26 protein-coding genes are annotated in these 26,944 nt (G+C 42.2%); 22 read left to right on the plus strand and 4 right to left on the minus strand.

Annotated elements, in window-relative coordinates:
* The first annotated feature begins 7 nt into the window (after positions 1 to 7).
* The gene (pyrE, locus tag ACFQ1G_RS05885) at positions 8 to 649 is read left to right on the plus strand and encodes an orotate phosphoribosyltransferase (RefSeq protein ID WP_380737526.1); all 642 of its coding nucleotides are present in this window, start codon (positions 8 to 10) and stop codon (positions 647 to 649) included.
* Between the two features lie 4 nt (positions 650 to 653).
* Positions 654 to 1,049 carry an SRPBCC family protein gene (locus tag ACFQ1G_RS05890; protein WP_380737528.1) on the plus strand — a complete coding sequence of 132 codons (396 nt, stop codon included), beginning with the start codon at positions 654 to 656 and terminating at the stop codon, positions 1,047 to 1,049.
* Here ACFQ1G_RS05890 and ACFQ1G_RS05895 read toward each other — a convergent pair.
* The gene (locus ACFQ1G_RS05895) at positions 1,046 to 1,777 is read right to left on the minus strand and encodes a biotin--[acetyl-CoA-carboxylase] ligase (protein ID WP_380737530.1); all 732 of its coding nucleotides are present in this window, start codon (positions 1,775 to 1,777) and stop codon (positions 1,046 to 1,048) included. The two genes, ACFQ1G_RS05890 and ACFQ1G_RS05895, sit on opposite strands and share 4 nt — an antisense overlap.
* Before the next feature lie 93 nt (positions 1,778 to 1,870).
* Here ACFQ1G_RS05895 and rsfS point away from each other — a divergent pair, with 93 nt between their 5' ends.
* The 6 genes from rsfS (at position 1,871) to ACFQ1G_RS05925 (ending at position 6,758) form a co-directional block, all read left to right on the plus strand.
* Complete coding sequence (rsfS, locus tag ACFQ1G_RS05900) at positions 1,871 to 2,242, plus strand: ribosome silencing factor (RefSeq protein WP_380737532.1); 372 nt, start codon at positions 1,871 to 1,873, stop codon at positions 2,240 to 2,242.
* A 17-nt stretch (positions 2,243 to 2,259) separates the two neighbouring features.
* Positions 2,260 to 4,311, plus strand: coding sequence for an ATP-dependent zinc metalloprotease FtsH (gene ftsH, locus ACFQ1G_RS05905; protein WP_380737534.1), 2,052 nt, complete (start codon positions 2,260 to 2,262; stop codon positions 4,309 to 4,311).
* A gap of 98 nt (positions 4,312 to 4,409) precedes the next feature.
* Positions 4,410 to 5,021, plus strand: a complete 612-nt coding sequence (locus ACFQ1G_RS05910; RefSeq protein WP_380737536.1) for an LUD domain-containing protein — start codon at positions 4,410 to 4,412, stop codon at positions 5,019 to 5,021.
* Between the two features lies 1 nt (position 5,022).
* Positions 5,023 to 5,826, plus strand: coding sequence for a phosphatidate cytidylyltransferase (locus ACFQ1G_RS05915; protein ID WP_380737538.1), 804 nt, complete (start codon positions 5,023 to 5,025; stop codon positions 5,824 to 5,826).
* Positions 5,816 to 6,469, plus strand: a complete 654-nt coding sequence (locus ACFQ1G_RS05920; RefSeq protein WP_380737540.1) for a phosphatidylserine decarboxylase family protein — start codon at positions 5,816 to 5,818, stop codon at positions 6,467 to 6,469. The genes ACFQ1G_RS05915 and ACFQ1G_RS05920 overlap by 11 nt, the downstream gene beginning before the upstream one ends.
* A 22-nt stretch (positions 6,470 to 6,491) precedes the next feature.
* Entirely contained in the window at positions 6,492 to 6,758 is a 267-nt protein-coding gene (locus tag ACFQ1G_RS05925) for an acyl-CoA-binding protein (RefSeq protein ID WP_380737542.1), read from the plus strand.
* Positions 6,759 to 6,829: 71 nt separating this feature from the next.
* Here the strand turns inward: ACFQ1G_RS05925 and ACFQ1G_RS05930 are convergent, their stop codons facing one another.
* Entirely contained in the window at positions 6,830 to 9,463 is a 2,634-nt protein-coding gene (locus ACFQ1G_RS05930) for a valine--tRNA ligase (protein WP_380737544.1), read from the minus strand.
* 138 nt (positions 9,464 to 9,601) lie between these two features.
* Here ACFQ1G_RS05930 and ACFQ1G_RS05935 point away from each other — a divergent pair, with 138 nt between their 5' ends.
* Positions 9,602 to 9,988, plus strand: coding sequence for a DUF1573 domain-containing protein (locus tag ACFQ1G_RS05935; RefSeq protein ID WP_380737545.1), 387 nt, complete (start codon positions 9,602 to 9,604; stop codon positions 9,986 to 9,988).
* Positions 9,989 to 10,040: 52 nt separating this feature from the next.
* Here the strand turns inward: ACFQ1G_RS05935 and ACFQ1G_RS05940 are convergent, their stop codons facing one another.
* Positions 10,041 to 11,366 carry an aspartyl protease family protein gene (locus ACFQ1G_RS05940; protein ID WP_380737546.1) on the minus strand — a complete coding sequence of 442 codons (1,326 nt, stop codon included), beginning with the start codon at positions 11,364 to 11,366 and terminating at the stop codon, positions 10,041 to 10,043.
* Positions 11,367 to 11,455: 89 nt separating this feature from the next.
* Between ACFQ1G_RS05940 and ACFQ1G_RS05945 the strand changes: the two genes are divergently transcribed.
* From ACFQ1G_RS05945 to ACFQ1G_RS05980, 8 genes are all read left to right on the plus strand, one after another.
* Entirely contained in the window at positions 11,456 to 12,646 is a 1,191-nt protein-coding gene (locus ACFQ1G_RS05945) for a pyridoxal phosphate-dependent aminotransferase (RefSeq protein WP_380737548.1), read from the plus strand.
* Complete coding sequence (murB, locus tag ACFQ1G_RS05950; protein WP_380737550.1) at positions 12,646 to 13,659, plus strand: UDP-N-acetylmuramate dehydrogenase; 1,014 nt, start codon at positions 12,646 to 12,648, stop codon at positions 13,657 to 13,659. The genes ACFQ1G_RS05945 and murB overlap by 1 nt, the downstream gene beginning before the upstream one ends.
* A 152-nt stretch (positions 13,660 to 13,811) precedes the next feature.
* Entirely contained in the window at positions 13,812 to 14,018 is a 207-nt protein-coding gene (locus ACFQ1G_RS05955) for a membrane or secreted protein (RefSeq protein ID WP_380737552.1), read from the plus strand.
* A gap of 13 nt (positions 14,019 to 14,031) precedes the next feature.
* Positions 14,032 to 15,132, plus strand: a complete 1,101-nt coding sequence (locus ACFQ1G_RS05960) for a glycosyltransferase (protein WP_380737554.1) — start codon at positions 14,032 to 14,034, stop codon at positions 15,130 to 15,132.
* On the plus strand, positions 15,123 to 15,692 hold the full coding sequence (locus tag ACFQ1G_RS05965) for an RNA polymerase sigma factor (RefSeq protein ID WP_380737556.1): 570 nt from the start codon (positions 15,123 to 15,125) through the stop codon (positions 15,690 to 15,692). Before ACFQ1G_RS05960 ends, ACFQ1G_RS05965 begins: the two co-directional genes overlap by 10 nt.
* Before the next feature lie 123 nt (positions 15,693 to 15,815).
* Entirely contained in the window at positions 15,816 to 16,685 is an 870-nt protein-coding gene (gene lipA, locus ACFQ1G_RS05970; RefSeq protein ID WP_380737558.1) for a lipoyl synthase, read from the plus strand.
* A 29-nt stretch (positions 16,686 to 16,714) separates the two neighbouring features.
* Positions 16,715 to 17,722 carry a type I glyceraldehyde-3-phosphate dehydrogenase gene (gene gap / locus ACFQ1G_RS05975; RefSeq protein WP_380738468.1) on the plus strand — a complete coding sequence of 336 codons (1,008 nt, stop codon included), beginning with the start codon at positions 16,715 to 16,717 and terminating at the stop codon, positions 17,720 to 17,722.
* Between the two features lie 31 nt (positions 17,723 to 17,753).
* Positions 17,754 to 19,985 carry a tetratricopeptide repeat-containing hybrid sensor histidine kinase/response regulator gene (locus ACFQ1G_RS05980; protein ID WP_380737560.1) on the plus strand — a complete coding sequence of 744 codons (2,232 nt, stop codon included), beginning with the start codon at positions 17,754 to 17,756 and terminating at the stop codon, positions 19,983 to 19,985.
* 102 nt (positions 19,986 to 20,087) lie between these two features.
* Here ACFQ1G_RS05980 and lpxK read toward each other — a convergent pair whose 3' ends face one another.
* On the minus strand, positions 20,088 to 21,089 hold the full coding sequence (lpxK, locus tag ACFQ1G_RS05985) for a tetraacyldisaccharide 4'-kinase (protein ID WP_380737562.1): 1,002 nt from the start codon (positions 21,087 to 21,089) through the stop codon (positions 20,088 to 20,090).
* 114 nt (positions 21,090 to 21,203) lie between these two features.
* Here lpxK and ACFQ1G_RS05990 point away from each other — a divergent pair, with 114 nt between their 5' ends.
* The 5 genes from ACFQ1G_RS05990 to ACFQ1G_RS06010 all read left to right on the plus strand — a co-directional run bounded on the left by ACFQ1G_RS05990 (position 21,204) and on the right by ACFQ1G_RS06010 (position 26,316).
* Positions 21,204 to 22,301, plus strand: a complete 1,098-nt coding sequence (locus tag ACFQ1G_RS05990; protein ID WP_380737565.1) for a Nif3-like dinuclear metal center hexameric protein — start codon at positions 21,204 to 21,206, stop codon at positions 22,299 to 22,301.
* A gap of 2 nt (positions 22,302 to 22,303) precedes the next feature.
* Positions 22,304 to 23,083 (plus strand): zinc ribbon domain-containing protein, encoded by a 780-nt coding sequence (locus ACFQ1G_RS05995; protein WP_380737567.1) that lies wholly within the window; start codon positions 22,304 to 22,306, stop codon positions 23,081 to 23,083.
* Between the two features lie 474 nt (positions 23,084 to 23,557).
* Positions 23,558 to 24,112: a hypothetical protein gene (locus tag ACFQ1G_RS06000; RefSeq protein ID WP_380737569.1), complete on the plus strand. Its 555-nt coding sequence runs from the start codon at positions 23,558 to 23,560 to the stop codon at positions 24,110 to 24,112.
* Between the two features lies 1 nt (position 24,113).
* Entirely contained in the window at positions 24,114 to 24,776 is a 663-nt protein-coding gene (msrA, locus tag ACFQ1G_RS06005) for a peptide-methionine (S)-S-oxide reductase MsrA (protein ID WP_380737571.1), read from the plus strand.
* A gap of 52 nt (positions 24,777 to 24,828) precedes the next feature.
* Complete coding sequence (locus tag ACFQ1G_RS06010) at positions 24,829 to 26,316, plus strand: potassium/proton antiporter (protein ID WP_380737573.1); 1,488 nt, start codon at positions 24,829 to 24,831, stop codon at positions 26,314 to 26,316.
* Positions 26,317 to 26,944: the final 628 nt, after the last annotated feature.

Below are 26,944 nucleotides of genomic sequence, written 5' to 3' on the forward strand. Positions count from 1 at the left end.
TTGCAGTATGGTATTAGACAAAGAAACAGCTCGTAAAACGGCTGAGTTATTATTGCAAATTAAGGCAATAAAATTAGATGCACAACAAGGTTTTCAATGGGCCAGCGGATGGACCTCACCAATTTACTGCGATAACCGGGTGGTCCTTTCCTATCCTCCAATCAGGAATTTCATTCGCGAAAACATGGCCAAACAAATAGAAGAACTCTATGGGCGTGCCGATGTTATTGCTGGAGTCGCGACCGGCGCCATTGGTATTGGGATGCTGGTTGCCGAATATCTTGGGCTGCCATTTGTGTATGTTCGTCCAGAGCCAAAGAGTCATGGAAGAAAGAACCAGATAGAAGGAAAACTCGATGAAGGCCAGAAAGTGGTGGTGGTTGAGGACCTTATTAGCACCGGAAAAAGCAGTCTTAACGCGGTAAATGCTCTCAAAGAAGCTAATGTCCAGGTCAAAGGAATGCTGGCGATATTTTCTTACGGATTCGAGGAAGCCAACAAAAATTTTAAAAATGCAGGTGTGGAATTGCATACTTTGAGCAACTATGATTTTCTTATTGAAGTTGCGCAAAAGACCAATTATATTAATGAAGCCGAGGCGGAGCTGTTACAAGGCTGGCGAAAAGACCCGTCAAACTGGAAAAAATAAAACTATGGAATTAGAAAGTCAGAAGGTCACTGTTCAAAAAAGCCAGGAAGAGCTTTTTCAATTTTTGACCAATGTTGAGAACTACGAAAAGATAATGCCCGACAGTAAGGAGAAGTTCGAAGTGAAGTCACAAGACACCTTCGCGTTTGCGCTTAAAGGAATGCCGGAAATCGAGCTTCAGATCAAGGAAACCAGAGAACCTGAGTTCATTGTCCTAGGGTCAACTTCAGATAAATTCAACTTCTCATTAGATGTGGTGGTTGAACCTGCCGGTGAAAACCAGAGTCATGCGCAGCTTTTCTTCCACGGAAAGTTCAACGCCATGATGGCTATGATGGTAAAAGGCCCGTTGAAGAAATTCATTTCGGCCCTGGCAGACAATACCGCCAACCTGAGTTAATAACACAATTTGATCTCCTTAAGGTCATATTCTTTAAGGAGATCATCTTCAGTCTTCACCAGCAGCTTCCCACCTGGTAAAACATCCACGATCATCCCGCTGAAATACGCTCCTTCGGGCAGTTGAAAGGTTGAAGGAACCTGCTTCCTGAAAAGGTGTTTTTTATACTCTTTTAAAATTTCTTCGGAATTCTTTTCTGAAAGCTCATCCAGGTTTTTCTCAAGATCCTTCAGAAGCAGATCCAACACTTTCTGGGTGTCAAATTCCTTACCTGAAGCAGTACTCATTGAACCCGCCAGTGGCAATCCGGTAAAATCGGTTTGATTCACATTCAAACCTATTCCTATTACACTTGCGACAACTTTGCCTTCAGTAATGACATTTTCAATAAGAATTCCCGCTATTTTGGAATTTGCTGACATTATGTCGTTAGGCCATTTGACCGCTAATTTAGGGAGTTCGAAAAAAGATAGTGAGTTCACGAGGGAAGTCGCCACGGTCGCACTAAGCAGGAATTGTTGACCGGGAGAAATTTGCGGCTTTGGATAAACGATACTGAAAGTGAGGTTTTGACCGGGTTTAGATTCCCAAACTGTACCTCTTTGTCCCCTGCCCTGCAATTGTTTTTCGGCAACAATACAGGTGGCCCGCATACCCGGATTGGTCCTAAACATTTCACGTCCAAAAGAATTCGTGGAGTTGATGGCATTAACTTTGATAAGGTGCATATAAAGGATAGATTAATGCAGGCGTTAAATGTTGTGAAAACCAAGACTCAAAAAGAGTAAAAAGTAATAACTTTGCGCAAAGAAATAAATTTAATGACAAATAAAGAAACGAGCAACGACATACTTATTGCACATATTATAAAAGGAATTGAAGAAGTAAAAGGAAATGATATCGACATCCTGGATTTACGAGAAATAGAAAATACCGTTTGTGATTACTTCATTATCTGCAACGGAACTTCGAACACGCAGGTAAATGCAATAGTCAATTCCATTCAAAAAACCGTAAGCAAATCATTAAAGGATAAGCCCTGGCATATTGAAGGTTCAGATAATGCCGAGTGGGTGTTGATGGATTATGTAAATGTGGTAGTACATGTTTTCCAGAAACATATCAGGGAATTTTACGATATTGAAAGCCTGTGGGGAGATGCCAAGGTAACTTCTATCGAAACAAATTATTAAGAATTAAGAATTAGAGCATGGCCAAAGAGCAACCAAATAAAAATACACCTAAGAAACCTAAATTTAGTGCCTACTGGATCTACGCGGCTATAATTTTAGTTTTCCTGGCGATCAATTTCTTTAGCGGAAGCGGGTTCAATGAACCTGCTAAGACCAATCCTGCCGAGTTCGTAAACTGGCTTGAACAGGGTGATGTAGAGAAAGTAGTGATCGTAAACCGTAATCAGGCAAGAGTTTTTCTTACCGAGGAGGCGAAACAAAAAGATATTCACAAACAGGCAGTTCAGGATGAGCTATTTCCTACAGGAGACACCCCGGCCTATGTTTTTGAATTTGGAGACCTTCAAAACCTGGAGGATGACATTAGAGAAGCTAAAGCCGAAAACAACCTGGATACCCCGGTAGTTTTCGAGTCCCAACACAATGTATGGGGAGATATCTTTTTAACGTTATTACCATTCATCCTAATTATTGGGATCTGGATCTTCATCATGCGACGTATGAGTGGGGGCGCAGGTGGTGGAGCCGGTGGACAAATTTTCAACATCGGGAAATCCAAGGCCAAATTGTTTGATCAAAATACAGACGTAAAAGTTTCCTTTAAGGATGTTGCCGGTCTGGAAGGGGCAAAAGAAGAAGTTCAGGAGATCGTGGACTTTCTAAAACAGCCTGAAAAATATACCTCCCTGGGAGGTAAGATCCCGAAAGGGGCATTATTGGTAGGACCTCCGGGAACCGGTAAAACCTTGCTTGCAAAGGCTGTGGCCGGAGAAGCGAAAGTACCTTTCTTCTCGCTGTCAGGTTCAGATTTCGTAGAAATGTTCGTAGGGGTTGGTGCTTCAAGAGTAAGAGACCTTTTCAAACAAGCGAAAGAAAAATCTCCATCCATCATCTTTATTGATGAGATCGATGCGATTGGTCGTGCCCGTGGAAAAAGTAATTTCTCAGGGTCGAATGATGAAAGAGAAAATACACTTAACCAGTTATTGACAGAAATGGATGGTTTTGGGACCAATACCAATGTCATAGTGATCGCGGCTACAAACCGTGCAGATGTACTGGATAAAGCCTTGATGCGTGCCGGTCGATTTGACCGTCAGATATATGTAGACCTTCCGGATGTTAGGGAGCGTAAAGAGATCTTTGACGTACACCTTCGTCCGCTTAAAAAAGTAGCCGATGAGTTGGATACTGACTTCATGGCGAAGCAAACACCGGGATTCTCGGGAGCAGATATTGCCAACGTTTGTAATGAAGCTGCCCTTATTGCTGCCCGTAAAGGCAAACAAGCGGTAGGAAAGCAGGATTTCCTGGATGCCGTAGATCGTATAGTAGGAGGTCTTGAGAAAAAGAACAAGATCATCACTCCGGAGGAGAAACAAGCGATCGCTTTTCACGAGGCAGGACACGCAACCGTGAGCTGGATGTTGGAGCACGCTGCTCCGCTGGTCAAAGTAACCATTGTACCGCGTGGTCAATCCTTAGGAGCTGCATGGTACCTTCCAGAAGAAAGATTGATCGTTAGACCTGAGCAGATGCTCGATGAGATGTGTGCAGCTCTTGGTGGTCGCGCAGCAGAAAAGGTTATTTTCAACAACATTTCTACCGGAGCTCTTAGCGATCTTGAGAAAGTGACCAAACAGGCTCGTGCCATGGTAACCATCTATGGTCTGAACGACAAGATCGGAAACCTGACTTATCATGATTCTTCAGGGCAAAGTGAATACAATTTCACTAAGCCTTATAGCGAGAAAACTTCAGAATTAATAGACAGTGAGATCTCAAATCTAATTGAAGAACAATACCAGAGGGCTATAAAATTACTGGAAGAGAATAAGGATAAGCTTACTCAGTTAGCCGAGATCCTACTCGACAAAGAGGTCATTTTCAAGGACAACCTGGAAGAGATCTTCGGAAAAAGGCCTTACAAGAGCCGCGATGAGATCATGGACAACGAAGCCTTGAAGAAAAATGTTCCGGTTCGTGAAGAAACAGTAACCGAAAAAGAAATTCCTTCTGAAACTCAAACCGAGGAAACCCCGGCAAGTGAGACTACAGAAGAAAAATAAAGCCACAACAGTAAAAAATCTTAACTTTAATTAATCTATAAGTTAAGATTTTTTACCTTTGGTTAAAATGCTACTTAGTGTAATATTCAAAAACCTATATGAGTCTATTTAGAAATTTTTTGAATCCTAAATCTAAATCAGACAAAGGTCAGGAATCGCCAGAAAATTCTGACCGTAGCAAGTATATGCCAGATGTTAAGCTTCCAACCGATGAGCGCTTCATGCTTAACTTCAAAAATAACGGTGGAAAATTCCTTTATTGTGAAAGCAACGAAGAGTTACTTGAAGCCTTTGACAACATCATGTTGGAGAATGATTGGTATGAAAAGAAAGCTTGTTGTTTTGATTCAAATTTAAGGGACAAATTCTCAGCTTACAATCTTGAGTTCACTAATTCTGGGGAATCTACATTTTTTCTTAGCACCTGTGAATATCTAATTGCCAACGATGGCTCAATTTTAATTTCCTCTAACCAGATCAAAGAAAAGAAACTAAGGGAATTGCCTTATAACTTTGTGATCATCGCTTCAACCAGTAAGCTGGTAGACGCCATTGGAGAAGGCTTGAGGGGTATAAAGTTCAAGAACAAAGAACGTATCCCATCTAATATTACCACCATTAAAAACTTCGAAAATAATAAGGAAGGAGACTTCATGAGTTATGGAAGTAGCACAAAAAACCTATATTTGCTGCTTCTGGAAGATTTATAACATGAAGGAAAATATTATTCGTGGTTTATCAGGTGTGATGTATGTCTCTATACTTGTAGTATCCATTTTTTCATCTGAATTCGCTTTTACCACCCTTTTCCTATTGTTTGGGGTAATTTGCCTGCGTGAGCTGCAAAGACTGCTTCATTTAAAAAGTTACCTTGGATATATTCTTTTATTCGCACTATTCTACTTTTTCAGCTACGCACGCTGGAGTCCATATGCGACCCTTGTATTATTATTGATAACCCTCTTTGTGAATATGTTCCTTGTCAAGGATCTGATGCTGGTAAACAAGATCCCTCTTTTTGAAAAGAAGAAGTATATCATCATTATATTCTACCTCATTGCCTCTTTGATATTTTTAACCCTGATTCCAAGCTACACCGGAGATTTCACTCCTGAACTGGTAATTGGCATTTTCACTCTTATCTGGATCAACGACACATTTGCCTATTTGGTCGGGAAGAACTTCGGAAGGAAAAAGCTTTTTGAACGCATTTCTCCGAAGAAAACTATTGAAGGATTTCTTGGCGGGCTAATTTTTTCAGCTGTTGCCGCATATTTAGTATATTTTTTTACCGGCCTATTAGAACTGCACACGTGGGTAGGAATGGCGATAATACTCAGTATTTTCGGGACTTTAGGAGATCTTATCCAATCAAAATTTAAAAGACAGGCTGGCGTAAAAGACAGCGGAAGATTGATGCCTGGCCATGGAGGCTTGTTTGACAGGCTAGATAGTATTATTTTTGCAAGCCCGTTTGTATACGCTTACTTACAATTACTAAATTATGTTTCATAAAGAAGGATATAAAATTATGGCCATTGCAATGATCTTATTGATCGTTGTCAACTTAGCTGCCCAAACATTCATTTTTACTGACTGGATCAAACAGGTGATCCTGGTGGGTACTGTAATCCTTTTCCTTCTTATTGTTCAGTTTTTCAGAAACCCTAAGAGAGACACCCAGCACAATGATTCTCATATTGTAGCTCCTGTAGATGGAAAAGTGGTTGTGATCGAGGAGGTCTATGAAAAAGAATATTTCAAGGACCAGCGTTTAATGGTTTCGGTTTTCATGTCCCCTATCAATGTACATGTTACACGCCACCCTGTTAGCGGAGTGGTTAAATACAGTAAATACCATCCTGGAAAATACCTCGTGGCCTGGCATCCCAAAGCCAGTGAGGAAAACGAACGCACAACAGTAGTTGTCGAAAATAAAGTTGCCGGCGAAATCCTATACAGACAAATAGCCGGAGCCCTTGCAAAACGGATTGTAAATTACGCTGAAGTTGGCACTGATGTTATTCAGGGAAGCGACAGCGGCTTTATCAAGTTCGGTTCAAGGGTAGACGTATTTCTTCCCGTAGGCACCCCCTTGGAAGTGAAACTTAACCAAAAAGTTAAAGGTGGCTTAAGTGTGATCGCCAAGATCTCCTAATTTTTTTTTATTTTTTATTGCTATGACTTCGGAAGAAATTGACAAACAATTTTTGGCTGCCTATGAAAAGGCCAGCACCACCAGCCAGAAGTTTCCGCCTGATATTATGCTGAAATTTTATGCTTATTATAAACACGCAACCGAAAATGAAGGGATCTACACCCCTTCTGGAGATGATGAGGTAAGAAACGCCTTCAAACTGAACGCCCTGCTTCAAATCAAAGGCATCAGCACTACAGAGGCCAAGAAAAAATACATTGAACTGGTCAACCAGCACATCACCGAATAAAGATATTTAACCCTATAATAAAAAAGGTCCGGCTTTCGCCAGACCTTTTTTATTTATACAGTTTTGAAGATTTAGGCTCCTAAAGCCTTCAAACTTGATTCTATCGCTTCGATCTTCGCTTCAGCATCCTGTTTCTTCTGCTGCTCGATCTCAACCACCTGTGCAGGAGCATTGTTCACAAAGCGCTCATTTGAAAGTTTCTTTTCCACAGATTTCAGGAAACCTCGGGTATAATTAAGCTCTTCTTCCAGTTTTGCTTTTTCGGCCTCTATATCCACCGCCCCGGCAATGGGGATAAAGTAATCATTAGATTTCACCCTGAAGGAAAGCGCGCCCTGTACTTGCTGATCTACATAAGACAGCTCAGAGATATTACCCATCTTTTTGATCACAGGATCATAAGTTGACGGGGTTTTCTCATTATTAAGAACCTGCAATTCGATCTGCTCTTTATGAGGGATATTTTTTTCCTTACGAATGCCTCGTATTCCTGAAATTACTTCAGAAGCAACCATAAATTCATCGATCTTAGAACGGTCAAAAGAAGTGATCTCAGGCCATTCTGCAATGATCAAAGCTTCCTGTGGAGACCTTTCTTTTAATGCCTGCCAGATCTCTTCAGAAACAAATGGCACAAAAGGATGAAGGATCTTTAAATTATCCTCCAGAATTTCAATTATGGAATTATAGGTAACCGCATCCATAGCTTCCCCAAACGGAGGCTTCACCATTTCAAGCAGCCACGAGCAATAGTCATCCCACACTAGTTTATAAGTAGCCATTAAGGCGTCACTCATTCTGTATTTCTTGTAATGATCTTCGATCTCCAGCAAAGCTTGCTGGAAACGCGCTTTATACCATTCGATGGCTATTTTTGAAGATTCTGCCTGAACTTTTTCTTCGGAAACTTCCCAGGACTTAACCAGTTTGAAAGAGTTCCATATCTTGTTCACAAAAGCACTACCCTGCTTACAAAGATCTTCTTCAAACATCAAGTCATTTCCTGCAGGGGAACTCAAAAGCATCCCTACACGTACTCCGTCAGCTCCATATTTCCCGATCAACTCAAGAGGATCAGGTGAGTTTCCAAGGGACTTTGACATTTTGCGACGCTGCTTGTCGCGAACGATACCGGTAAGGTATACATTATTGAAAGGCTTCTCCCCTCTGTATTCATAACCCGCAATGATCATACGCGCCACCCAGAAGAATAATATCTCAGGAGCTGTTACCAGGTCATTGGTTGGGTAATAGTAATTTATTTCTTTATTATCAGGCTCAAGGATTCCGTTAAAAACACTAATTGGCCATAACCAGGAAGAGAACCATGTATCTAACGCGTCTTTATCCTGGGTAAGATCTTCAGCTTTTAAATCTGAATTCCCTGTTTTTTCAATAGCTTTTTCCAAAGCTATTTCTTTGGATTCGGCCACTACAAAATCCTCTTTTCCATCCCCGTAATAAAAAGCCGGAATCTGGTGTCCCCAGATCAACTGTCTTGAAATGTTCCAGTCACGAACATTTTCCATCCAGTGACGGTAGGTATTTATAAACTTATCCGGAACCAGGTTTACGTCTTTATTTAGAACAGCATCCAATGCCGGTTGCGCCAGTTCTTTCATCTTCAGGAACCATTGGTCACTCAACTTAGGTTCAATGACTGCTCCTGTTCTTTCACTTGTCCCTACTTTATTAACGTGATCTTCGGTCTTAACCAGAATTCCCTTTTCCTCAAGTTCTTTTACGATCTTTTTTCTCGCTTCAAAACGATCCATTCCTTCGTAATGCATTCCGTAGGAATTAAGGGTAGCGTCATCGTTGAAAATATCCACAACTTCAAGCTTGTGTTTATCACCAAGCATCTTGTCATTCTCATCATGTGCGGGTGTCACTTTTAAACACCCTGTTCCAAATTCCACATCTACATACTCATCCTCAATGATAGGCACAACCCGCTCACATAAAGGAACGATGGCTTTTTTCCCTTTTAAATGGAAGTAACGTTCATCATTTGGATTGATACAAATGGCGGTATCTCCTAAAATAGTTTCAGGACGGGTGGTCGCGATGGTCAACACTTCATCACTGCCTTCAATCTTATACTGAAGGTGATATAAGTGCCCCTGACGCTCCTGATAGATCACCTCTTCGTCTGAAAGCGTAGTTTTCGCTTCAGGATCCCAATTCACCATTCTATAACCACGATAAATATGGCCTTTATTAAAAAGGTCTACGAATACCTTGGTTACCGATGCAGACATATCATCATCCATGGTAAACTTTGTACGCTCCCAGTCACAGGAGGCACCCAGTTTTTTGAGCTGCTCTAAAATTATCCCACCATGTTTGTGGGTCCATTCCCAGGCGTGTTCAAGAAATTCCTCCCTAGAAAGTTCATTTTTGTCTATTCCTTCAGCTTTTAACTTGGCCACAACCTTTGCTTCGGTCGCGATAGAAGCATGATCTGTTCCCGGCACCCAGCAGGCATTCAAGCCTTTAAGCCTCGCCCTACGGATCAATACATCCTGGATGGTATTGTTCAGCATGTGCCCCATATGCAGCACCCCGGTCACGTTTGGCGGCGGAATAACTATCGTATAAGGCTCCCTTTCATCAACTTCAGAATGGAAATAGTTATTCTCCATCCAGTATTTATACCATTTATCTTCTACTTCTTGAGCTATGTATTTTGATGCTACAGACATACTTTGGTGCGGTTTTTGGAATATCAGGCAAAAGTAATTATAACTTCAGGATTATAAAAGGCAATGAATTGGAAAACATTTTATTTGCCCATTATTGTGTAGAAACAGTATATTTACAATTCTGTAAAACCAAAAACTATGAAAAAATTAGTAGCCTTCGCTATAGTTCTTTTCGTTGGATTTGCTGTGCAGGCACAGGAAACAGCGAAAATAGAATTTAAGTCTGAAGTAATAGACTACGGCGAAATAGCAAAAGGAAGTGACGGAGTTCGCGTTTTTGAGTTCACGAATACAGGCAAAGTGCCATTAGTGATCACTGACGTAACTTCCAGCTGCGGATGTACCATCCCTGAGAAGCCATCTGATCCCATTCAACCGGGAAAAACAGGTGAGATCAAGGTGAAATATGATACAAACCGCGTAGGGCCTATTCGAAAAACCATTACAGTATATTCAAATGCTGAAGAACCGGCCAAATCGATCAAGATCAAAGGTAAAGTTCTGGACCCTGAGTCACAGGGATAAGATCTGAAAATATTACCAAAAGCCCCTCCCAATAAAGGAGGGGCTTTTTTTATCACAACACCTTTTCAAGTCTGAATTCAAATTTCAAACTTGCAAGTCCCCTGTTGACCACTAATTTGATCAATTTTCCTTCTTCGGAAGCAAGCAAAGAGATGATCTCATCAAGATCATATCTGAAGATGTCACGCCCGTTTATTTTCACCAGCTCATCTCCCACCTGCAGACCAGCCCTGTGGGCCGGCGAATCTTTCCTTACACCTACTATCTTAAAAGCCCGTTTTAATTCAAATGTCTTGCGGTTTTGCAAGCCGGTTTCCAATACTATTTCTTTCCCCTCTGTTCTTCTATAACCGTTTGATTCGTAAACGGCAACAGTAGATTCTACAATTACAAATCCGCTATGCTCTATAATAAGACCGCTCATATCATAATTAAAAGGATCATCAAAGAATCTATTTTTTCGCAGAAAAAGACGCTCTGCCCGGTAATCGAAAACCATATTGAACCTTCGAAGTATCTCTCCTCCAAGACTTCCGTTTCTCATTTCAAATAATTTCAAGCCTTGCAATGAAAGACTATCAGGAAAAGCTGCCGAAACTTCCTTTAATTCATAGTTACCAAGCTCCAGGGAATTGATCCGGCTGCGCTTCCCTGTCACATCCCCAAGCAGTCCTAAGCCTAACAGATCATCAAATGATTTCTCCGGAACCTGGATACCAGCATCTTCACTAAAAAGCCAGACCGCATCCCCAAGTCCGCTGTCCAGCAACAGGGTCACATCCGTTTTCCTATCCATAATTTGTACGGTGCTGTTTATATATGGTTTGTTTTGGAAAAACCTCAACGGCAACTCCTTATACCCGGACAAACCCTTTCTAAATTGGTTTGGATCATGAGCTCTAATAAACCTTCGGGCATAATTGACCTCCACAATAAAATCCTTGAAAAAATCATAACCAATGATCCCGTTCACAGGTACTCCCAGGCGTGGGGAAAAATTCACCTCCTTGGTGAAAATGAGGAAAACATCCATATTCTTAGACGTCACCTTTCCTATTTTCAGTTCATTTCCATGGGTTTTATAAGCCTCGATCAGTTCTTCACCGCCCAGACCCCGCAGGTTTATTTTTTGAGCATTTTTCAACATTACAGAATCCACCTCTTCCAGGTTGAGAAGCACTGTGGTACTAACCCCGGTATCCAGTAAAAAAGACAATTCCTGACCGTTCAGCTCTACCGGAATGATCATTAAATTATTAACCAGGTCAAATTTAATTTTAGCAGAACGCCTTCCTTTCTCAATAAAAAAACCTTCCTGGCAATATGTTGAAAGGGTGAATAAAAAAAATATCAGGACAAGGGGGCTCGTTTTAAGCATGTTTGAGGTTTAATGAAAAAGAAAATTTACAAAAAATTACCATGTAAAATGTAATATTTTCGCAACTTTGTAAGCCAAAAATTAGCATTATGCCAAGTATTTCAAATAAAGGGCAGGCGATGCCCGAATCACCTATAAGAAAATTAGTTCCCTACGCTGAAGCAGCTGTAAAAAAGGGCCGGAAAATTTACCAGCTTAATATTGGGCAACCCGATATTAAAACTCCTGAAAAGGCGCTGGACGCGGTAAAGCACAATAACATTGAAGTGCTGTCCTACAGCCACTCCGCGGGATTTGAAAGTTACCGCAACAAACTTTCAAAGTATTATCAAAACCATAATATCGATGTTTCTCCAGATGAGCTTATCATTACCACAGGAGGATCAGAAGCCCTTCTTTTCACAATGGGTAGTATTTGCGATGCCGGAGATGAAGTCATCATACCAGAACCATTTTATGCTAATTACAATGGGTTCGCAACTTCCTCGGGAGTGAAAGTGGTGCCTGTAAAATCTAAGATCGAAGACGGGTTTGCCCTTCCTCCTATTTCAGAATTCGAAAAACTTATTACTTCCAAAACCAAGGCGATCCTAATTTGTAACCCTGGAAATCCTACCGGATACCTTTATACAAAAGAAGAGATCGACCAACTGGCAGAAATTGTAAAGAGACATGACCTGTTCATTGTTGCCGATGAAGTATACAGGGAATTCGCTTATGACGGAGCAAAACACTATTCTATCATGAGCGTGCCGGGAATTGAGCAGAACGCGATCATGATCGACTCGGTTTCTAAGCGTTATTCCATGTGCGGTGCACGAATTGGATGTTTAGCTTCCAAGAACAAAGAGGTAATGGCTACTGCCATGAAATTCGCTCAGGCCAGACTTAGCCCTCCAACTTTCGCTCAAATTGCCAGTGAGGCTGCCCTTGAGACTACCCAGGAATATTTTGACGAGGTGATCGAAGAGTACACTTCAAGAAGGAATCTTTTAGTCGAAGGTCTTGAAAAGATCGACGGGGTAAAAGTTGCCAAACCGAAAGGGGCTTTTTATTGTATCGCCGAGCTTCCGGTAAAAGATGCCGAAGATTTCGCCAAATGGCTGCTGGAAAGTTTTGAACTGGATAACGAAACGGTAATGGTTGCTCCTGCCGCCGGTTTCTATTCCACCCCAAATACCGGGCTAAACCAGGTGAGGATCGCATATGTATTGAAAAAGGAAAATCTTTTACGCGCTATCGAAATTCTAAAGGCAGCATTGAAAGAATATAAAGGATAATGCAGACTTTCACCAACAAGTCCCTGAAAGAATACAATACTTTTGGAATTGACGTCAAGGCCCGAAAGTTCATTTCTGTGGAAACGGTCGAGGAGCTAAAGGAACTTCTGAAAAATTCCTATGCCTCAGAACTTTTTGTCCTGGGAGGCGGCAGCAATATGTTGCTTACCGGCGATATAGAGAAAACCGTGGTTCACATTAACCTGGAAGGTATCCGAATCAAGGAGGATCTTGAAGATGAAGTCCTGGTCGAAGCCATGGCCGGAGAGAACTGGCATCAATTCGTGCTTTTTTGCCTGGACCACGGGTTTGGCGGACTTGAAAATCTCTCCCTTATCCCTGGCAATGTAGGTACTGCTCCTATTCAGAATATTGGCGCTTACGGAGTGGAGATCAAAGACACCTTTGAAGAATGTACGGCCCTGGATGTGCAGACGCTGGAGCTGAAAAAATTCAGCCTGGAAGATTGCCGATTTGGGTACAGGGATTCTATTTTCAAGAACAGTGAAAAGGGAAGATACATTATTACACAGGTCACTTTCAGATTAACCAAGAATCGTCACCTCCTTCATACAGATTATGGCTCTATAGGCGAATATTTAGCTGAAGAAGGCATCGAAAATCCCGGAATAAGGGATGTTTCCAATGCCGTTATCAGCATTCGCAGATCAAAACTCCCCGATCCTAAGAAAATCGGGAACAGTGGAAGTTTTTTCAAAAATCCGGTGATCTCCAATCAACAGATCACGGAATTACAGGAGATCTATCCTGAAATGCCATTTTACAAGGTTGACGAGGAGCATGTAAAGGTGCCTGCAGGCTGGCTTATTGACAGGGCAGGTTTAAAAGGTTACCGCGAAGGCGATGCCGGGGTGCACACCAAACAAGCCCTGGTACTGGTGAATTACGGAAATGCGACAGGTCAGGAAATACTTCGGCTTTCAGAAAAAGTACAGGAAAGGGTGTATGATCTTTTCAAGGTAAAATTGCAGCCCGAAGTGAATATATTTTAAAAATAGGTTGTAAAATTCTTAAAAAGGTTGTTAAAAATGACATTTTTGGCAACCTTTTTTCATTTAGTTTACCACACAGTCAATACATAATTTTTTCTTCGCTCCTTTCATTTCCTGCGGTTTAATTGTTATTTTTGCCTAAAATTTTCAGCATGAAACTTTTATTGATAACCGTAGTACTTCTGGCACTTGCAGTAGCAGGGATAGCAATCAAGATTTGGGGAAAGAAAGAGGGTAAGTTCAGTGGAACTTGCGCCAGTCAAAGCCCATTTTTGAACAAGGAAGGTGAAGCCTGTAGTTTCTGCGGAAAATTGCCTGATGAGGCAAAAGATTGCGACAATACCCAATCGGTTAAATAATCCTTCTTCCTAGATGCTCGCCATTTTTATAGCCTTTGCTGCCATAGGCCTGGTAAACCTGTGTTATTACCTCGGATTTTTCAAATTCGCACTTACCACTTCAGATTCTGAAGCTACCCCACAAAACCTACCGGTTTCAGTAATTATTTGCGCAAAAAATGAGGCGGACAATCTTCGGGATTTCCTGCCGCAGATCCTGGCTCAGGACCACCCTGATTTTGAAGTTGTGGTCATTAATGATGCATCAGGCGATGAAACCCTGGATATTCTGGAAGAATTCCAACAGGCAGACAGCCGACTCAAAATCGTAGACGTTCAGAATAATGAGGCTTTTTGGGCCAACAAGAAATACGCCCTGACCTTAGGGATCAAAAAAGCTAAAAATCCGTATTTATTATTTACAGATGCAGACTGCAAGCCAGAATCTGAACACTGGCTTTCGGAAATGAGCTCGAGATTCACGGCTCAAAAAAGTATCATTTTAGGGTACGGTGGTTATTTCATCAACAGCCGCTCCCTTCTCAACAAGCTTATCAGGTTTGAAACCCTTTTTACAGCCGTCCAGTATTTCTCTTATGCCAACTGGGGACTGCCGTATATGGGGGTTGGCCGTAATCTGGCATATACTTCGGAAGAATTTTATAGGCAAAATGGATTCGCCACACACCTACACTTAAGGTCTGGTGACGATGATCTTTTTGTGAACCAGGCAGCGAATAAATTTAATACAGCATTGTGTTTTTCACCCTCCGGAATTACCCGCAGTGTCCCGAAAGAAGACTTGAAATCCTGGATTCGTCAGAAACGCAGGCATGTGTCGGTTGCAAAACACTACAAAGGAGCTCACAGATTCTTACTCGGAGTTTTCTACGCTTCTCAACTCTTGTTCTGGCTGCTATTCCTGGCAACGCTTTTCACACCTTACTGGCATTTCGCATTGGCATTCTTAGCCATACGCTTTATTGTACAGGGTACGGTATTTTATAATTCTGGAAAAAAGTTTGGCGAAACAGACCTTTTCTGGCTATTTCCCTTCCTGGAACTGTTTTTAATTTGGGCCCAATTAGGTATATTTATAGCTAATTTAATTTCAAAACCTACTCATTGGAAATAATCCCGGATCCGCTTCAGCAACAGATCGAAAAAGCCAAAAAGGGCAAACAGTCGGCTTTTAATTATTTACTGGACAGATTCTGGAACGATTTGTATGGATTTCAGTTAAAGCGCACTCAAAATGAATATGACGCTGAGGATATCACCATCCAAAGCTTTTCCCGCGCCTTTGACAAGATCGATACTTTTGATCCTAATTACTCTTTTAAGACCTGGCTTTTTACTATTTCCAGGAACATCCATGTAGATCTTATTCGGAAGAAAAAAGCATCCATCAGGGCTCAGACTACAGATGAGGAAGACGATCGCGTTCACAGGATCGCTGATGATGCGCCAACGATTGAAGATACGCTCATCACCGAACAAAACCTGGCTCAACTATTAAGAGACATCAAAAAACTAAAGCCTCATTATCAGGAAGTGATCAACTTGCGCTATTTCCAGGAAATGAGCTACAAAGAGATCTCTGAAACCCTCCAGGAACCTATGAACAACGTCAAGGTAAAACTCCTAAGAGCCAAAAAACTGCTTTCCCAGGTCATCGAAAACAGAAAACGCTGATCTTTTTCTAAAAAAACCTTCTATTTACTTCATTTTCCAGGACCATCCACTCTCGTGAAGAGGCCCTTGGAACTTTATGCGATTCGGCTAATTATTGTATCTTTGCGGGCAAGAAAATTTTCTATGGAAACACAAGAAATCACCACCCAAAGAACCCCTAAACCCAAGTGGTTAAGGGTAAAGCTCCCTACCGGTAAAAAATATACCGAACTGCGCGGAGTGGTAGATAAATATAATCTTCATACCATCTGTACCTCGGGTAGCTGCCCGAATATGGGAGAATGTTGGGGAGAAGGTACCGCAACCTTTATGATCCTTGGTAATATTTGTACCAGGTCATGCGGATTTTGCGGCGTGAAAACAGGAAGGCCGGAAACCATAGACTGGGATGAACCTGAAAAGGTGGCCCGTTCCATCAAATTAATGAAGATCAAGCACGCGGTGATCACCAGTGTTGACCGTGATGACATCAAAGATATGGGTTCTATAATCTGGGCTGAAACAGTGAAAGCCATCCGTAGAATGAGCCCGGAAACCACTCTTGAAACCCTTATCCCTGACTTCCAGGGAGTGGAAAGAAACTTAAACCGAATTATCGAGGTAAATCCTGAGATCGTTTCCCACAACATGGAAACCGTCAAAAGGTTGACTCGCGAGGTTCGTATCCAGGCCAAGTATGAGAGAAGTCTTGAAGTTTTAAGATACCTGAAACAGCAAGGCATCAAAAGAACCAAATCAGGGATCATGCTGGGACTTGGAGAAACTGAAGAGGAAGTGATCCAAACCTTAAAAGACCTTCGGGAAGTAGATCTTGATATTGTAACTATCGGGCAGTACCTGCAACCTAGCAAGCAACATCTTCCTGTAAAGGAATTCATCACCCCCGAACAATTCAAGAAGTACGAGACCATCGGATTGGAAATGGGCTTCAGGCATGTTGAAAGCGGGGCTCTGGTAAGATCCTCATATAAAGCTCAAAAACACCTTACCTAATGCAGAAGGCCTCATCTTCCGCAGAAGAAATGGAAAAAAAAGTCCGCATCGGGATCAATGGATTTGGCCGGATAGGTCGTAATCTTTTTAGATTATTGCTCAATAATCCTTCTATTGAGGTAGCGGTAATCAATGATCTTGCACCTGCCACCACCCTTGGCCACCTGTTAAAGTACGACAGTATTCACGGGGTGCTCAAAAATAGCGTTTCAGCAGAAGATGGATTCATTAAGGTAGATGATAAGAAAATACCGGTTTTGAACCAAAGCAGTCCCGGAAATATTCCCTGGAATGAGCATGGCGTTGAGATCGTTGTAGAAAGCACAGGTAAGTTCAAATCGCGCGAGGAACTTGAACCACATTTGAAGGCGGGAGTTGAAAAAGTGATCCTTTCAGTACCACCCGAAGATGACTCTATAAAAATGGTGGTTTTAGGAGTAAATGAGGAAATCCTGGACGGCGATGAGGATATCATCTCCAATGCCTCATGCACTACCAATAACGCCGCGCCAATGTTGAAGGTTATTCACGAACTTTGCAAAGTAAGCTCGGCATATATCACAACGGTTCATTCTTACACTACAGATCAAAGCCTGCACGACCAGCCACATAAGGACCTGAGACGTGCCAGAGCTGCCTCCCAGTCCATAGTACCTACTACTACGGGCGCGGCAAAAGCCCTTACCAGGATCTTTCCAGACTTGAGTGAGGTGATAGGAGGCTGCGGAATTAGAGTACCTGTCCCAAACGGTTCGCTTACAGATATGACCCTTCATGTGGAAAGACCTACAACCATTGAAGAGATCAATACTGCATTTAAAAAAGCTTCAGAAGGAAAACTCAGCAGATTTCTTGAATATACCGAAGATCCCATTGTTTCCATAGACATTAACGGGAATACACATTCCTGTATTTTTGATTCTCAGATGACTTCGGTCGTTGGCGGAAATCTTGTAAAGATCATTGGATGGTATGATAATGAAATAGGATATTCCAGCAGACTTATTGATTTAATTTCTCATGTTTCCAAGAAATAATTATATTTAGCCTCAGTTATCTACGTCCCCAATGAATAAATTCATAATTTATGTAGTAGCATTTTTATTTTTTTCTTTTTCCTATGCCAATCAGGAAAAGAGCCTACAGGAAAAAGAAGATATCACAGCTACTATAGAACAGTTATTATCAGATGCTGAAGAGTCCATCAATAGTGCTGATTTCGAAACAGCCTTAGGACAACTCAACACTGCTCTGGAACTTTCCCGCTCCATCAATCACCAACGCCTTACCGCCCTCTCCAGCAATATTATGGCTCAACTATATTATGTGAGACATGAATATGACAAGGCAGCTACCGAATTACAACGTGCCATTTCAATACAACGTAGTATCCAGGATAAAGAGGGTCTCGCGTACAGCTATGTGAACTACGGAAAGATCTTCACTCAAAAGGAAGTTCACGATCGCGCATCAGAATATTTTACTATAGCACAAGACCTTTATTTGCATTTGGACGACACCGAAGGTTTAGGTATTGTTGACCTGAACCGGGGGGTGCTTGAATTACATGTTTCTCAAAAGCCTGAAACAGCCTTATCGTCATTTAATGCAGCTGCAATAAAATTGGAAGGCACTGATAATCCTTACGAATTTACCCGCCTACATTATTTCATGGCCAGGGCTCACCAATCAATGGAAAATTATGGACTGGCATTAAAAGAAGCCGGAAAATCCCTGGAATTGGCCGAGGATCATGACTTCAAAAGCATGATTCTATATTCTCATGGACTAGTCAGTAATATCCTTGAGCAAACCGGAAACTACCAGGAAGCTTTAGCCCATGTTAGGCTAAGCAATAAACTTCGCGATTCGCTTTACGATCTTAGTGTAAAAGCCATTGTGACCGATGCGAATGCCCGCGCAGGAGTAGACGCCTTGAAGAGTACAATGGATGAATATATCATCAAAAACAAGGAGCAGGAACGCACTTTAAAAGTGAATAAATTGACCACTATTCTAAGCGTGGCTTTGATAACAATTCTTTCCCTTCTTACTTTATCACTTTACAAAAACAATAATTTAAGGGCTCGTGCCAATGATCTTTTGCAGAAAAAGAATTCTGAATTGATCAAGGCCAAAGAAAATGCAGAAAAGGCTTCCTTAGCCAAGGCCCAGTTCCTTTCCACCATTACTCATGAATTAAGGACTCCATTGTACGCTGTGACTGGTCTTACCCACCTCCTGCTAGAAGAAAGTCCTACAGAAAATCAAAAAGAACACCTGAATTCGCTTAAATTCTCTGGAGAATACCTGCTTTCTCTTATCAATAACATCCTTGACCTCAACAAGCTGGAAGCGAAGAAAGTTGAAATGCTTGAAAGCTCCTTTAACCTTCAGAAGAGAATTTCTGATGTTTTGGTAGCCTTAAAAAATTCTGCGGAAGACAAGCTTACCAAAATGCACCTGGAATTTGACAATGACATTCCACAAAAGCTGAAAGGTGATCCGTTAAAGATCTCACAGATACTTATCAACCTGATCGGTAACTCAATCAAGTTCACCGAAAATGGGGATATTTGGGTTCGCGTTAAGAAACTCAACCAAACAGGATCAAGAGTAATGCTTCGCTTTGAGATCGAAGATACTGGAGAAGGGATCAGTAAAGAGAAGCAAAAAGCTATTTTTGAGAACTTTACCCAGGGCTCACTTCAGATCAATAGAAAGTTTGGAGGCACCGGACTTGGACTTTCAATTGTCAAAAATCTGCTAACCTTAATGGGCAGTGAGATCCACCTGGAAAGCGATCTTGGAGAAGGATCCCTATTCTACTTTGATCTAAAATTTGAAGCTCTTGAAGCTGCTCGTGAGGGAAGTCAGAGTACAAACCAGGAAATCCCTGAACCCCTCAGTAATGAGATCATGCACAACAAGAGAATTCTTGTAGTGGAAGATAATAAGATCAACCAGATGATCACTCGCAAGATCCTTGAAAAGAACAAAGTGATCTGTGAAGTCGCCGATAATGGTACCAGTGCAGTGGAAAAAGCTGCTAACGAAGAATTTGATCTTATACTCATGGACATCCACATGCCGGGAATCAGCGGGATCGAAGCAACCAAACAGATCAGGAATTTCAATGAAAATATCCCGATCATCGCCCTTACCGCAGTAACCCTGGATGAAAATTTAGACGAATTTTACCTGAACGGATTTACCGATATCATTCCGAAACCCTATAAAACAGAAGAGTTCTTTCAAAAGATCAATAAATATCTAAGCCAGGAAAAAACACCGGCATAAAAGATGGCATGCAGTTTGATAAAAGGTTAATATCAGATTATTGAAAAAGAAGATAGTTTGAATTAGCCGATAAAAAAATGAGACCCTCCACGGTCTCATTTTTTATTTAAACTCTTTTATAAGTTGACCAAAGACGTCCTTTCTTTCCAGGAACTCGGTAGCGATGGGGAGATAGAATAAACGCTCCTTGGAAATATCATTTTTGAGCCGCATATAATCCTTCTCGGTAGTAAGGATCATTTCTCTTGATCGAAGTTCCTTTAGTTCTGAAACGGAAAAATTATGATGATCGGGGAATTTCAAGTGCTCAAAATTCAAGCCTTTATTTTGTAAATACGCAATTAGCGGTTTTGGATTGGCAATGCCGGTAACCAAAGTAAATTTTCTGTTTTTGAGATCCTCTACCGAAAATGATTCCGAACCACCATATACCTTTTCACTGTACGCGATCCTGCTAAAGAACAACTCCTGATCCTCTTCCAGCTTAAGATCATTCTCAATTCTTTCTCTTTCGGAAGAACTAAGTCGCTCCGGGCATTTGGTTACAATAATAACATCTGCCCGCTTAGCTCCCCATTTAGGTTCGCGAAGGTTTCCGGCCGGAAGCACAAGATCGTCACTGTACAAATTTTCGAAAGGAGTCAATAAAATATAGAATCCGGCTTTCACTTTTCGATGTTGAAAAGCGTCGTCCAGGATAATTACTTCCGGTTTCGGGTTTTGCTTAAGAAGTTCTCGTATCCCGTGGCTTCGGTCTTCATCAACCGCCACCAATACCTCGGGAAACTTCATTTTGAACTGCAAAGGCTCATCTCCCACCTCAGCAGCAGCTTCTTTTCCGGTGAGCAAATGAAATCCGCTCGTACTGCGTTTATATCCCCTGCTCAAAGTGGCAACCTGTTTCTTATTTTTCAGAAGAGTGACCAGATATTCCACCATGGGGGATTTTCCGGTGCCACCCACACTGAGATTCCCAACGGCGATCACCGGCAGGTCAAAAGTATTGGAACTGAATATTCCCCGGTCATATAACTCATTCCGAAGGGCGGTAACACCTCCGTAAAGCAAAGAGAAAGGGTATAATAATTTTCGGGCTGCAGACATAGCAGCGAAATTAGTATATTTTTGGTTAGACCGGAAATAAGAAACATTTCTCGACAAAAATCAGGGTGGGGAAAATCTATAAGAACTCTTATCTTTGAAACAAATGAATTTTACATGCCATTAATTAAAGATATCACCTCCTCTCTGGAGCGCCTGGCGCCCCTTCACTACGCCGAGGATTTTGACAACGTGGGATTACTTACCGGGGACAGCAATCGCGAATGCACCGGAGTTCTTGTTACGCTTGATGCCCTTGAAGAAGTTGTGAATGAGGCAATCCAGAAGAACTGTAATTTGATCGTAAGCTTCCACCCTATCATCTTTTCAGGCCTGAAACGTCTTACCGGATCGAATTATGTTGAAAGAGCGGTCTTAAAGGCCATTAAGAACGACATTGCGATCTACGCTATACACACAGCTCTTGACAACCATTTTAAAGGAGTTAACGACCGAATTTGCGAAGAACTGAACCTCATCAACAGGAAGGTGCTTGTTCCGCAGAAAAGTACCATTAAAAAGCTTTTAACCTTCGTTCCTAATTCTGAAGCTGATACAGTGCGCGAAGCGCTTTTCGCTGCCGGCGCCGGAACTATAGGGAATTATGATAATTGCAGCTTCAATGTCACCGGAAGAGGTTCTTTTAAAGGAAATGAAGACTCGAATCCGGTAGTGGGCAAAAAAGGGGAAACGCACCTGGAAGAGGAAACCCAGATCGGGGTGACATTTCCGAAGCATTTGGAAGGGGCTATTCTAAAAGCCCTTTTTGACAGTCATCCTTACGAAGAGGTAGCTTATGAGGTGACCAGCCTTGAAAATATAAATCAGCATATTGGAATAGGAATGGTTGGAGAACTGGAAAAACCAATGGCCGAAGTTGAGTTTTTGGAATTGGTAAAAGACAGGTTTGGTCCCGGCTGCATCAGACATTCGGCTTTATTAGGAAAACCAATAAATAAAGTAGCTGTTTTGGGCGGGAGCGGCAGCTTTGCTATCGAAAAAGCCATGAAAGCAGGAGCAGATATTTTCCTTACCGCCGACCTGAAATACCACGACTTCTATAAAGCCGAGGAAAAACTGGTGCTGGCAGACATTGGACACTACGAAAGTGAACAGTTTACAAAAAACCTTATGTGTTCTTATCTTAAGAAAAATTTTGCTAATTTTGCAATCGTTTTATCAAACACAGATACCAATCCTATCAAGTATTTTTAACTATGGCAAAAAAAACCGATGTTACTGTAGAAGAGAAGTTAAGAGCGTTGTACGATCTTCAACTTATAGATTCCCGCGTGGATGAGATAAGAAATGTACGAGGTGAACTTCCGCTGGAGGTAGAAGATTTAGAAGATGAAGTAGCCGGCTTGAATACCCGTTTAGAAAAACTGGATGCAGATCTAGAGGTGATCGACCAGGATATCAACACGAAGAAAAATCTTATTGAAGATGCAAAAGCATCTATCAAGAAATATACAGAGCAGCAAAAAAATGTTCGTAACAACCGTGAGTTCAACGCCCTTTCTAAGGAAGTTGAGTTCCAGGAACTGGAAATAGAACTCGCTGAAAAGCAGATCAAGGAGTACAAGGTACAGATCGAGCAGAAGAAAGAAGTGATCGATCAAACCAAAGAACGTCTTGAAGAAAGAGAGAAGCATTTAAAGCACAAAAAAGGTGAATTAAATGAGATCCTTGCTGAAACTGAAAAAGAGGAAAAAGCTCTTTTAGAAAAGTCTCAGGAATTTGAGAAGCAGATCGAAGAGCGTCTTGTAAATGCTTACAAGAGAATTCGCACCAGCGTTAAGAACGGTCTTGCAGTTGTGCCAATCGAAAGAGGTGCTTCAGGTGGATCTTTCTTCACTATTCCTCCACAAATTCAGATGGAGATCGCAGGTCGCAGAAAGATCATTACAGATGAGCACAGTGGTCGTATCCTTGTAGATGAGGAACTGGCACAGGAAGAAAGAGAAAAAATGCAACAGTTGTTTGCAAGCTTCTAAGCTTTCTCACTTTATAAAATCAAAGAAACCCTTCACATTTGTGAGGGGTTTTTTTATGGCCGATGGTTTTTCATAAGGACCTCTCGACTCCGCTCAAGGGGACAAGCGGGAAGAACCGGATGACCAAAGACACTTCGGCTTATCTTCCCTTCGGTCAGGCTCAGTGTGACAAACCGGAAAGATCTGAAAACCGATATTCAAAAAGTTCCCTAGTCACCTTGCACCTTTGTCGGGATAACAACAGAAACCGGAGACCGGGAACAGAGAACCGACAACCGAAGACACTTCGACCCTTCGACAAGCTCTGGACAGGCCCTTCTTCCCTGCGGGCAGGCTCGGTGGGACAATCAGGAAAAAACTTAGAACAGACAACTGTCAACTGACAACTGGAAACTGGTAACTGGCAACCGTTAACACCTCTTTCACATAAAACAAGTAACGAAACGCTAACTTTATATGATCAAAACTCAAATCATGAAAACATACCTGATCTTATTGTTTGCATTAATTTTTGCTTCGTGTCAAAACGAAAAGAAGAATACTGCCGAAAAAGTCGAACTGAATGAAAAAACCACTGAAACCATTCCGGAGAAAGTCGAAGAAGAAAGAGATGGCGTGAAGATAGAGAAAGAAGACCCGAAAGTAACAACCACGTTTAACGGCAAATACCGAAAAATGGTGAAGGACGAACCGGCAGCCGATTGCAACTGCAACTGCGTGGAGATCTCTTTTGAAAAGGACACCGAATGGTGCATCGTAAAAGACAAGATCTACATTACCGCGAGGAGCCAGAAAACCGGAGAAAATTCCGCAGACCTCTATTTAGTAGGAGTCTCACGGGAAGAAAATACAGACAGACCACTCCCCTGGAAAGATTTCGACACCCAGTCGCCCATCGCAAAGATCGCCTTTCAACCAGATGGCAGTGCCGATATTAACTGGATAGGTTTTTCCACCAACGGACAGGTAATAACCGATTATGCCATTTACGGAAAGAAAACTCTTGAAGGCAAATACAAAAGAGAATAGTATGAAATTAGCTCTCACCCTTTCGATAATACTCAGTCTTAGTACGGGCTGCAAAAATAATTCTGAAGCTGATACAAAACAGGCGGAACTAGCCAACGTCGACCCTGTAGAAGTTCCCGCGCAAGAAGGCCTGGAAAGAGCTTATTTTGCCAGCGGATGTTTCTGGTGTGTAGAAGCCGTATACGAAAGTGTGAAAGGTGTGAACGAAGCGGTTTCAGGCTATTCCGGAGGGCATACTAAAAATCCAACGTACGAGGAAAGCAATACCGGTAAGACAGGACATGCTGAGGCCGTAGAGGTAATTTATGACCCCAAAACAGTAAGTTTCCAAACTTTGGTAGATGTATATTTCGGCTCTATGGATCCCACTCAAAAGAATGGCCAGGGACCTGATATGGGCTCACAGTATCGATCGATCATATTTTATCAGAATGAAGAGCAAAAGCAGATCATTCAGAAAAAAATCGAAGAGCTCAGCGAAAACTACAAAAAACCGATAGCGGTGGAAGTAAGGCCTTTTCAAATGTTCTGGAAAGCAGAAGATTACCACCAGGATTACGAGAAAAGCCACCCGAACGATCCATACATTCGAAACGTTTCTATTCCCAGGATCAACAAGTTCAAAAGGAAATTCCCACAACTCTTAAAAGAAGAGGCCCACTAAAAGCAGATAAAGTTTTACCTTTCCGATCAGTAAGAATAAGGGGTTTCCGATTATGAACATAACTACAGAAAACATTTTACTGATAGGATCACTGCTACTGCTCATCAGCATTCTGGCAGGAAAGACGTCGTATAAATTCGGCGTCCCTACGCTTATTTTGTTCCTTTCCGTAGGAATGCTTGCCGGCTCTGAAGGCCTGGGCGGCATCCATTTTGACGATCCGCGACTGGCGCAATTCGTAGGGATCGTTTCCCTGAATTTCATCCTGTTTTCGGGAGGACTGGATACCAACTGGAAGAGTATAAAACCGGTCTTATGGCACGGAATTTCACTTTCCACCCTTGGAGTCCTGCTTACCGCCTTAAGTGTTGGGACCTTCGTTTGGGCGATCACAGATTTTACCATTTATGAAGGCTTGCTCTTAGGGTCTATCGTTTCATCTACAGATGCTGCCGCCGTATTCTCCATTTTAAGATCGAAGAACATGGCTTTAAAAGCCAATTTACGACCTACATTAGAGCTGGAAAGTGGTAGTAATGACCCGATGGCCTATTTCCTCACCATCGCGTTCCTGGGACTGGTGGTGAATCAGGATCAAAGTTTACTTAGCATAATCCCGTTATTTCTTCAACAGATCCTCATTGGAGCTTTACTCGGGTTCACCTTCGGAAAGCTCAGTAAAATGGCGATCAACAGGATCACTTTAGACTTCGAGGGACTATACCCAGTTTTAGGTATCGCCCTTATGTTCGTGACCTTTTCAGCAACCGACTTTTTAGGCGGAAATGGCTTTTTAGCGGTTTATTTAAGCGCGGTATACTTAGGAAACCAGGATTTGATCCACAAAAGGACCATCATGCGCTTTTTTGACGGTCTTGCCTGGCTCATGCAAATAGTACTTTTCCTTACCTTAGGTTTATTGGTGTTCCCAAGCGATATCGTCCCGATCCTTGGACTGGGGATCTTAGTATCCGTATTCCAGATCTTCATAGCGCGACCGCTGGCGGTATTCTTAAGTCTCAGCCCTTTTAAAATGAAGACCCGTCGCAGGTGGTATATCTCCTGGGTAGGTTTAAGAGGCGCGGTCCCTATCGTGTTTGCCACCTATCCGCTCCTGGCCGGGATCGAAAAGGCACACATGATCTTCAATATCGTATTTTTTGTTTCCCTTACCTCTGTTTTGGTACAGGGAACCACCCTTTCAAAAGTCGCGAAGTTTCTGCACGTGGCCCTTCCTAAAAAGGTGAAAAAAATCTCTCCCGTGGATGCCTTTTTAGCGGAAGGAACCAAGTCCCTTATAAGAGAGATCACTATTCCTTCAGATAATTTCTCCGTCGGAAAAAGGATCGTAGATCTGCATTTTCCCCGGAAGGCGATCATCGCTATGATCTCCCGAAATGGAAAATTCCTAACCCCCAATGGCGCCACTCAGATCGAAGAAGACGACACCCTGATTGTATTGACGGAGGACAGAAAAAGTATTGAAGCAGTTTATGACAGCCTGCAACTAAATATGGAGCAGGATTTCGATGATGAGTAGATGTCAATTGGCGGTTCTCAGTTGTTAGTTGTCGGTTCTCTGTCCTCTACCCACTACCCACTTCTAAATGTCACACTGAGCCTGTCCGCAGGTAGTCAAAGTGCTTTGCGGTTATATTTATATAATTGAAATTTTTAAGAAGACCCTGAAATAAGTTCAGGTTGACGGTGACAGGTCGCGAATTGTGGGTTGGCGTCTCTCCGCTTTTCCCCGGCCCTAAAGGGTGGCGGAGAGGATAGGTTTTTATTCAAGTTATAGGTATCTCAGTTGTGAGAAGAATGTCACACTGAGCCGCCAAAGGCGATCAGTCGAAGTGGCTTGAGTTACCTGTTCCAGGTGACGGTGACAGATCGCGAATTGTGGGTTGGCATCTCTCCGCTTTTCCCCGGCCTAAAGGGTGGCGGATAGGATAGGTTTTTATTTAAATTATAGGGATCTCAGTTGTGAGAAGAATGTCACACTGAGCCGCCAAAGGCGATCAGTCGAAGTGGCTTGAGTTACCTGTTCCAGGTGACGGTGACAGATCGCGAATTGTGGGTTGGCGTCTCTCCGCTTTTCCCCGGCCCTAAAGGGTGGCGGAGAGGGTAGGTTTTTATTCAAGTTATAAGGATCTCAGTTGTAAGAAGAA

Origin of the sequence: Salinimicrobium gaetbulicola, assembly GCF_042676025.1 — a bacterium.
In the GTDB taxonomy this organism is placed as follows: Bacteria; Bacteroidota; Bacteroidia; order Flavobacteriales; family Flavobacteriaceae; genus Salinimicrobium; species Salinimicrobium gaetbulicola.

Coding starts and splice junctions, on each gene's coding strand:
- gap (WP_380738468.1), top strand. CDS start 16,715: ATGGAAAAAAAAGTCCGCATCGGGATCAATGGATTTGGCCGGATAGGT.
- ACFQ1G_RS05935 (WP_380737545.1), top strand. CDS start 9,602: ATGAAAAAATTAGTAGCCTTCGCTATAGTTCTTTTCGTTGGATTTGCT.
- ACFQ1G_RS05980 (WP_380737560.1), top strand. CDS start 17,754: ATGAATAAATTCATAATTTATGTAGTAGCATTTTTATTTTTTTCTTTT.
- ACFQ1G_RS05895 (WP_380737530.1), bottom strand. CDS start 1,777: ATGCACCTTATCAAAGTTAATGCCATCAACTCCACGAATTCTTTTGGA.
- ACFQ1G_RS05945 (WP_380737548.1), top strand. CDS start 11,456: ATGCCAAGTATTTCAAATAAAGGGCAGGCGATGCCCGAATCACCTATA.
- ACFQ1G_RS05920 (WP_380737540.1), top strand. CDS start 5,816: ATGTTTCATAAAGAAGGATATAAAATTATGGCCATTGCAATGATCTTA.
- ACFQ1G_RS05915 (WP_380737538.1), top strand. CDS start 5,023: ATGAAGGAAAATATTATTCGTGGTTTATCAGGTGTGATGTATGTCTCT.
- ACFQ1G_RS05990 (WP_380737565.1), top strand. CDS start 21,204: ATGCCATTAATTAAAGATATCACCTCCTCTCTGGAGCGCCTGGCGCCC.
- ACFQ1G_RS06010 (WP_380737573.1), top strand. CDS start 24,829: ATGAACATAACTACAGAAAACATTTTACTGATAGGATCACTGCTACTG.
- ACFQ1G_RS05910 (WP_380737536.1), top strand. CDS start 4,410: ATGAGTCTATTTAGAAATTTTTTGAATCCTAAATCTAAATCAGACAAA.
- ACFQ1G_RS05995 (WP_380737567.1), top strand. CDS start 22,304: ATGGCAAAAAAAACCGATGTTACTGTAGAAGAGAAGTTAAGAGCGTTG.
- ACFQ1G_RS06000 (WP_380737569.1), top strand. CDS start 23,558: ATGAAAACATACCTGATCTTATTGTTTGCATTAATTTTTGCTTCGTGT.
- lipA (WP_380737558.1), top strand. CDS start 15,816: ATGGAAACACAAGAAATCACCACCCAAAGAACCCCTAAACCCAAGTGG.
- ACFQ1G_RS05890 (WP_380737528.1), top strand. CDS start 654: ATGGAATTAGAAAGTCAGAAGGTCACTGTTCAAAAAAGCCAGGAAGAG.
- ACFQ1G_RS05940 (WP_380737546.1), bottom strand. CDS start 11,366: ATGCTTAAAACGAGCCCCCTTGTCCTGATATTTTTTTTATTCACCCTT.
- pyrE (WP_380737526.1), top strand. CDS start 8: ATGGTATTAGACAAAGAAACAGCTCGTAAAACGGCTGAGTTATTATTG.
- ACFQ1G_RS05930 (WP_380737544.1), bottom strand. CDS start 9,463: ATGTCTGTAGCATCAAAATACATAGCTCAAGAAGTAGAAGATAAATGG.
- msrA (WP_380737571.1), top strand. CDS start 24,114: ATGAAATTAGCTCTCACCCTTTCGATAATACTCAGTCTTAGTACGGGC.
- lpxK (WP_380737562.1), bottom strand. CDS start 21,089: ATGTCTGCAGCCCGAAAATTATTATACCCTTTCTCTTTGCTTTACGGA.
- ftsH (WP_380737534.1), top strand. CDS start 2,260: ATGGCCAAAGAGCAACCAAATAAAAATACACCTAAGAAACCTAAATTT.
- ACFQ1G_RS05955 (WP_380737552.1), top strand. CDS start 13,812: ATGAAACTTTTATTGATAACCGTAGTACTTCTGGCACTTGCAGTAGCA.
- rsfS (WP_380737532.1), top strand. CDS start 1,871: ATGACAAATAAAGAAACGAGCAACGACATACTTATTGCACATATTATA.
- ACFQ1G_RS05925 (WP_380737542.1), top strand. CDS start 6,492: ATGACTTCGGAAGAAATTGACAAACAATTTTTGGCTGCCTATGAAAAG.
- murB (WP_380737550.1), top strand. CDS start 12,646: ATGCAGACTTTCACCAACAAGTCCCTGAAAGAATACAATACTTTTGGA.
- ACFQ1G_RS05960 (WP_380737554.1), top strand. CDS start 14,032: ATGCTCGCCATTTTTATAGCCTTTGCTGCCATAGGCCTGGTAAACCTG.